Raw genomic sequence first — 6023 nt, 5'->3', positions numbered from 1 at the left:
GCCTGGCGCGCAGTTCGAAGATGGCGCTGCCCAGCTTCAGCCGGTCGCCGATCGCAAGGTTCAGCCGCTCGAACAAAAGGTCGGGTGCGGCGGCGCCGAAAACACCGGATTTTTCGCCGAACAATTCCTGCTTCGAAAGCGCCGGCTCGGTGACCAGCGCGCCATAGAGCGGATAGCCTCCATCGACCGCCTTGGCCTCGACCAGCGCCTGGTCGGAACCGTCCTCGAGCCGCGCCATCGAGCGCATGTTGGCACTGTGCGAGACCGTGCCCAGCCCGTTAAGAAAGAAATGCTCGGCTTGCGTCGCGGCGCGCTGATTGAGCTGGAAACGAAGATCGCCGCCAAGCAGCGACTGGCCTTCATTGGCGACACCGGCGGTAATCGCCCGGGCCACCGAGTTGACGCCGCCGATCGCCGCGACACCCAGCGCAATGCAGGCAAGGAAGATTAGGAAGCCGGACAGCCCGCCGCGCATCTCGCGCAGCGAGAAGCGGAAGGCGAGCTTCAGCGTGCGCGACAGCGGCATCAGGCCGGCACCTTACCGGGCTTTAGAGCTGGTTCTGGCGCGTCCTCGATCCGGCCCGACCGCATCGATACCTGCCGGGAGCAGCGTGCGGCGAGCGCCGGATCATGAGTGACCAGCACCAGCGTCATGCCGCGCTCGGCCGCCTTGGCGAACAGAAGATCGGCGACCTGCCGCCCCGTTGTCTGGTCGAGATTGCCGGTCGGCTCGTCGGCGATCAGAATGCGCGGCGAAGGCGCCAGCGCCCGGGCGATCGCCACACGCTGCTGTTCGCCACCGGACAATTCGCCGGGATAATGAGTGACGCGGTCGCTCAAGCCCACCGCCTCCAGCTCCCGCGCCGCCACCCCGAACGGATCGCTATGGCCGGCCAATTCCAGCGGTACTGCGACATTTTCGAGCGCCGTCATATTCGGGATGAGGTGGAAGGACTGGAACACGATGCCAATATTTCGTCCCCGAAACGATGCGATCTGATCTTCACTCTTGCCGTTCAGCAATTCGCCCGCAATTCGTACCGTCCCCGAATCGACCCTTTCTAAGCCGGCAAGGACCATCAGCAGCGTCGACTTTCCCGAGCCAGAAGGACCGACGATGCCGGTCGCCTCTCCGGCAGCCACATCGAGGCTGACACCTTTCAGCACATGGACGGAAGACGCTCCTTCGCCGAGCGTCAGCGATACGTTTTTCAGCGCGATGACGGCTTCTGTCAAAATAAAATCGTCCTATATGGGAAGGGGAAGGCTGGAATTCTGCCTGCCGCAACAAAATGTCCTTCGTCATATGGGGCCTGCCGCATGGCTTTCAAACACACACTTGCCGCAGCCTTGATCCTTTTCCTTGGAATTTGCGGCGCCCTTTCGTCGGCGCGCGCCGAGCCCCTGAAGATCGTCGGTTTCGGCGACAGCCTGATGGCGGGCTTTGGCCTCGGACCCGACGAAGGCTTCACCCAGAAACTTGAGGCAGCACTTCGCGCGAAGGGCCACGATGTAACCGTAACCAATGCCGGTGTCTCTGGCGATACGTCGAGTGGCGGCCTGTCGCGGCTCGACTGGTCGGTGCCGGACGGCACGCAGCTGGTCATCCTCGAACTCGGTGCCAACGACATGCTGCGCGGCGTTTCTCCCGCCATCACGCAAAAGAATCTGGACGCCATGCTGGCGAAGCTGAGGCAGCGCAAGATCGCCGTGCTGCTGGCCGGCATGCGCGCCGCACCCAATCTCGGCGCCGACTACCAGAGCAGCTTTGACGCGATCTTTCCGAAACTGGCGGAAAAATTCGGCGTCCCGCTCTATCCGTTCTTCCTCGAGGGCGTCGCCGGCGACGCCACTTTTCAGCTCGAGGACGGCCTGCACCCGAATGCCAAGGGCATCGACCGCATGGTCGAGCACATACTGCCGGAGGTCGAAAAAGCCATTGCCGTAGTTAAGGGCAACTCTTGAAGGACTGAATTTCGATGAGGGTCCGAATTCCCCTGCGATTTAGGCCAGGTGCGATCAACAATCCGCTTGCCCCGCTTGATTTTCGATGATTCGCTAGGACAAGAGTTCGATTCGAGGACAGGAGGCTTACCATGCCGCGTCTTTTCACCGCCCTCGAAATACCGCGTGACGCCGCCCTTTCGCTGTCCCTGCTCCGGGGCGGCCTGCCCGGGGCCCGCTGGATCGACGTCGAGAACTACCATTTGACGCTGCGCTTCATCGGCGATGTCCAGGGCCATGTCGCCGACGAGATCGCCAACGCGCTCGACCGAGTCCACCGCCCATCCTTCCCGCTGACGCTGTCCGGCGTCGGCGCCTTCGGCCAGAAGAAACCGCATGCGGTATGGGCCGGCGTTTCCGCCTCGCCCGATCTTTCGGCACTGCAAGCCGAAATCGAGCGCATCTGCCAGCGCCTCGGCATCCCCGCCGATCCGCGCAAGTTCATGCCTCATGTGACCTTGGCGCGCTTACGCAATTCGAGCCCGCTCGACGTCGCCCAATATCTTTCGGCACGCGGCAATTTTTCAACGCTGCCCTTCCGTGTCGGCCGCTTCGTCCTGATGTCGTCGCGCGATTCGGTCGGCGGCGGACCCTATATCGTCGAGGAGGCCTGGCCGCTGTCGGGCGCCGACAGCCGTGCCTCGAGCCGCGTCGCCAGCGCCTCCGACGCTTCGCGGATCATGCGGTAGACCGAGGCAAACGCCTCCGGCCCCTCGTGATAGGGGTCCGGCACGTCGCTCACCGTTCCCTCCGCGAACTCCAGGAACAGATGGACCCGGTCGCGCATGGCGGCAGGCACCAGCGCTTTCAAATCCCGGAGATTCGATCGGTCCATCGCGAGAATCAAGTCGAAACGCGAGAAATCGTCCGGCGTCAGCTTGCGCGCCCGCTGTCTGGAAATATCGATGCCGTGCCGCTCTGCGATCGACATCGAGCGCGGGTCGGGTGCCGAGCCGGCCTCCCAGTCGCTGGTTCCGGCCGAATCAAGCAGGATATCCCGATCGAGGCCGCGCTCCGCCAGGACGGCGCGCAACACGCCCTCCGCCAACGGTGAGCGGCAGATATTGCCGAGACAGACGAAAAGAATGGATTTTATCGGCTTTGCGCTCATCGATCCGGCACTATGCTGAAGACTGCGAATCCAGATAGCACGGGAAACGACCATGACGAGAGAGAAACTGGGCAAGGAGGCGGTCGCCGAGGCGCTGGCTGGGCTCGACGGCTGGTCGCTTGCCAGGGACGGCGGCTCGATCGCGCGCACCTTCACTTTCAGGAATTTTTCCGAAGCCTTCGCCTTCATGACCCGCGTCGCCCTGGCGGCGGAGAAGATGGACCATCACCCCGACTGGTCGAACGTCTACAAGACCGTGAGCGTGACGCTGAACACCCATGATGCCGGCGGCCTCACGGCGCTCGATTTCGAACTGGCCAGGACGATGGACCGCTATTTCGACGGCTGAGCCAATGCACCAAAGCCTGTCCCGGGGCTCGACCCGAGTTGCTTAGCTAATGACATGCATGAAAGACAGCATCTTGCAGCCCGGTTCTGGTTTCACCACATTTCCATTCGAGGTCGCGCGTGGAGCCACGCGACGGCCGGCAAGGAGAGACTGATGGCGCAAAAATCCGGTTTTGATTTCTTCGGCTTTGGCGGCAAGGCGGGCGATGCGAGCGAAGTGCGCGAGAAATTCTGGCGCACGGCCAAGAGGGCTGCCCGGCAGATCCCGTTCATGGAAGAGCTGGTCGCCGCCTACTACTGCGCCATGGACAAGAACACGCCGCTGCGCGCCAAGGGCATCCTGGTGGCGGCGCTCGGGTATTTCGTGCTGCCGGCTGACGTCATCCCCGACTTCGTCTTCGGATTGGGCTTTACCGACGACATCGCGGTGCTGACCGCCGCGATCACCACCGTCAAAGCCCATATCACACCGGCGCATCGGCGCGCCGCCAAGCAGGCGATTGCCGACAACAGCTGAGCCGGCGATAAGGCAGAAAAGTCAAACTCTTGCCGCTTTCGTGGCATCCAAGTCGCGAAAGGGACGTTGCAACTGCCGCTTTTGGAGCGACGGGCGCAAGGATGGCGGCGGTTTCCTGGGTGGATCTCCTTTTCCTGAAGGGAAGTTCACCGTTTGGTAACCCAGATTAAATCAAAATGAAGCGACGGGCAGGACGCCGAGCCGGCCTGCTTCCGCACCATATATGGGAAAAGCGATGCGCGGATTGATTGCTACAATTTCGAGCCTGGTCCTGGTGGCCGTGACAGCGCCGGCTCTGGCGCAGTCGGCGACCAAGATCGGCCAGCACAATGCCTGGGGCACTTACAGCTACCAGGCGTCGGGCGGCAAGGTTTGCTACGTGTTGACCGTGCCGACCGACAAGCAGCCGCCGACGCTTGACCATGGCGACATGTTCTTCTTCGTCAGCCAGCGGCCGGGACAACAGGTGTCCTATGAACCGCAATTCATCGCCGGCTACAATTTCCAGGAAAACTCCAAGGCCACCGTCACCATCGACGGCAAGAGCTTTTCGATGTTCACCCGCGGCAAGTCGGCCTGGGTCGAGAATGCCGCCGAGGAGCCGGTGCTCATCGCCGCGATGAAGTCCGGCAGCGACATGAGGGTGCAGGCGAAATCCGGCCGCGGCAACACCACTACCTATGTCTTTTCGCTGAAAGGCATTTCGGCGGCGCTGTCGTCCATCGCCAGGTGCAAATAGCCATAGGCGAAGCAAAGTTTGAGTAAGGGCCGGGCGGCAAGCCCGGCTTTCTGCTCTTTAAAACGCCGTCGGCGGCCACATCGCGGCGGGCCTTGCGCCGCCGCCACCCATGACTCGGCCATCAACCTGTGCTATGCGCCGCGCTTCATTTCCAGCACGATGCTGTAATCGGCCGCAAATCGCTTATATTGGCGCAACAATGACCCTTTCATTCGACCTTACCACCGAGGGCGCCCGTGACGCGTTGCGCGCCCGCGCCACGCCGGCCGAAAAACCGTCGCTGATCGGCCTGACCCGGGCCGAGCTTGGCGCAGCCCTCGTTGCCTCAGGCATCGTGCCGGAGCGCCAGGCCAAAATGCGCGCCCAACAGCTCTGGCACTGGATGTATGTGCGCGGCGTCTCCGACTTTGCCAGCATGTTCAACATATCCAAGGATTTGCGCGCCGAGCTCGACAAGCATTTCACCGTCGCCAGGCCCGAGATCGTCGAGGAGCAGATTTCCTCCGACGGGACGCGCAAATGGTTGTTTCGCTTTCCGCCGCGCGGCGCCGGCCGGCCGGTCGAAATCGAGACCGTCTACATTCCCGAAGAAGGCCGCGGCACGCTCTGCATCTCCTCGCAGGTCGGTTGCACGCTGACCTGCTCCTTCTGCCACACTGGCACGCAGAAGCTGGTGCGCAACCTGACATCAGAGGAAATTCTCGCCCAGCTTTTGACCGCCCGCGATCGGCTCGGCGATTTCCCCGACCGCGACACGCCGGACGGCGCCATCGTGCCGGCCGAGGGTCGGAAAGTGTCCAACGTCGTCATGATGGGCATGGGCGAGCCGCTCTACAATTTCGAGGCGGTGAAGAAGGCGCTGCTGATCGCGTCCGACGGCGACGGGCTTTCCCTATCGAAAAGACGCATCACGCTGTCGACCTCCGGCGTCGTGCCGGAAATCTTGCGCACCGGCGAGGAGATCGGCGTCATGCTGGCGATCTCGCTGCACGCCACCAACGACGATCTGCGCGACCTTTTGGTGCCGATCAACAAAAAATATCCGTTGAAAGAGCTGATCGCCGCCTGCCGCGCCTATCCCGGCCTGTCGAACGCCCGCCGCATCACTTTCGAATATGTGATGCTGAAGGACGTCAACGATTCGATGGAGGACGCCAAGGGGCTGATCAGGCTGCTCAAGGGCATTCCGGCCAAGATCAATCTGATCCCGTTCAACCCGTGGCCAGGCACCAACTACCAGTGCTCGGATTGGGAGACGATCGAGAAATTCGCCGACTACATCAACAATGCCGGCTATGCTTCGC

At 62.3% G+C, this 6023-nt stretch carries 8 protein-coding genes and 1 pseudogene; 6 read left to right on the top strand and 3 right to left on the bottom strand.

The genetic code is table 11. The annotated features are described in order from the left end of the window. Both EOA85_RS25230 and EOA85_RS25225 read right to left on the bottom strand, forming a co-directional pair. A pseudogene (locus EOA85_RS25230) lies at positions 1 to 526 on the bottom strand (ABC transporter permease); the annotation flags it as partial. Beyond that, positions 526 to 1236 carry an ABC transporter ATP-binding protein gene (locus EOA85_RS25225; protein ID WP_127211582.1) on the bottom strand — a complete coding sequence of 237 codons (711 nt, stop codon included), beginning with the start codon at positions 1234 to 1236 and terminating at the stop codon, positions 526 to 528. The gene EOA85_RS25225 and the pseudogene EOA85_RS25230, both read right to left, overlap by 1 nt. 84 nt (positions 1237 to 1320) lie before the next feature. Here EOA85_RS25225 and EOA85_RS25220 point away from each other — a divergent pair, with 84 nt between their 5' ends. Then, complete coding sequence (locus EOA85_RS25220; protein WP_127211581.1) at positions 1321 to 1965, top strand: arylesterase; 645 nt, start codon at positions 1321 to 1323, stop codon at positions 1963 to 1965. Between the two features lie 131 nt (positions 1966 to 2096). Beyond that, complete coding sequence (thpR, locus tag EOA85_RS25215) at positions 2097 to 2693, top strand: RNA 2',3'-cyclic phosphodiesterase (RefSeq protein WP_065007287.1); 597 nt, start codon at positions 2097 to 2099, stop codon at positions 2691 to 2693. Here thpR and EOA85_RS25210 read toward each other — a convergent pair. After that, a complete protein-coding gene (locus tag EOA85_RS25210) occupies positions 2597 to 3115 on the bottom strand; it encodes a low molecular weight protein-tyrosine-phosphatase (protein ID WP_082982268.1) in 519 nt (172 codons plus the stop codon). The two genes, thpR and EOA85_RS25210, sit on opposite strands and share 97 nt — an antisense overlap. A gap of 52 nt (positions 3116 to 3167) precedes the next feature. Here EOA85_RS25210 and EOA85_RS25205 point away from each other — a divergent pair, with 52 nt between their 5' ends. The 4 genes from EOA85_RS25205 to rlmN form a co-directional block, all read left to right on the top strand. Then, on the top strand, positions 3168 to 3464 hold the full coding sequence (locus EOA85_RS25205) for a 4a-hydroxytetrahydrobiopterin dehydratase (protein ID WP_065007289.1): 297 nt from the start codon (positions 3168 to 3170) through the stop codon (positions 3462 to 3464). 153 nt (positions 3465 to 3617) lie between these two features. After that, positions 3618 to 3980: a YkvA family protein gene (locus EOA85_RS25200; protein WP_029349448.1), complete on the top strand. Its 363-nt coding sequence runs from the start codon at positions 3618 to 3620 to the stop codon at positions 3978 to 3980. Positions 3981 to 4215: 235 nt separating this feature from the next. Further along, positions 4216 to 4719: an invasion associated locus B family protein gene (locus EOA85_RS25195; RefSeq protein WP_029349450.1), complete on the top strand. Its 504-nt coding sequence runs from the start codon at positions 4216 to 4218 to the stop codon at positions 4717 to 4719. Positions 4720 to 4918: 199 nt separating this feature from the next. After that, the coding region (gene rlmN / locus EOA85_RS25190) for a 23S rRNA (adenine(2503)-C(2))-methyltransferase RlmN (RefSeq protein WP_127211580.1) at positions 4919 to 6023 on the top strand (1105 nt) is incomplete at its 3' end.

The sequence above is a fragment of the Mesorhizobium sp. M5C.F.Ca.IN.020.29.1.1 genome, assembly GCF_003997375.1.
GTDB classification, from domain to species: Bacteria; Pseudomonadota; Alphaproteobacteria; order Rhizobiales; family Rhizobiaceae; genus Mesorhizobium; species Mesorhizobium wenxiniae.
The sequence above is the reverse complement of the archived record's forward strand: the minus strand, read 5'-3'. Positions and strand labels throughout refer to the sequence as shown.

Excerpts from the sequence above, each read along its gene's own strand:
- EOA85_RS25195 (WP_029349450.1), top strand. The coding sequence starts at position 4,216 with ATGCGCGGATTGATTGCTACAATTTCGAGCCTGGTCCTGGTGGCCGTG.
- EOA85_RS25200 (WP_029349448.1), top strand. The coding sequence starts at position 3,618 with ATGGCGCAAAAATCCGGTTTTGATTTCTTCGGCTTTGGCGGCAAGGCG.
- EOA85_RS25220 (WP_127211581.1), top strand. The coding sequence starts at position 1,321 with ATGGCTTTCAAACACACACTTGCCGCAGCCTTGATCCTTTTCCTTGGA.
- EOA85_RS25210 (WP_082982268.1), bottom strand. The coding sequence starts at position 3,115 with ATGAGCGCAAAGCCGATAAAATCCATTCTTTTCGTCTGTCTCGGCAAT.
- EOA85_RS25205 (WP_065007289.1), top strand. The coding sequence starts at position 3,168 with ATGACGAGAGAGAAACTGGGCAAGGAGGCGGTCGCCGAGGCGCTGGCT.
- thpR (WP_065007287.1), top strand. The coding sequence starts at position 2,097 with ATGCCGCGTCTTTTCACCGCCCTCGAAATACCGCGTGACGCCGCCCTT.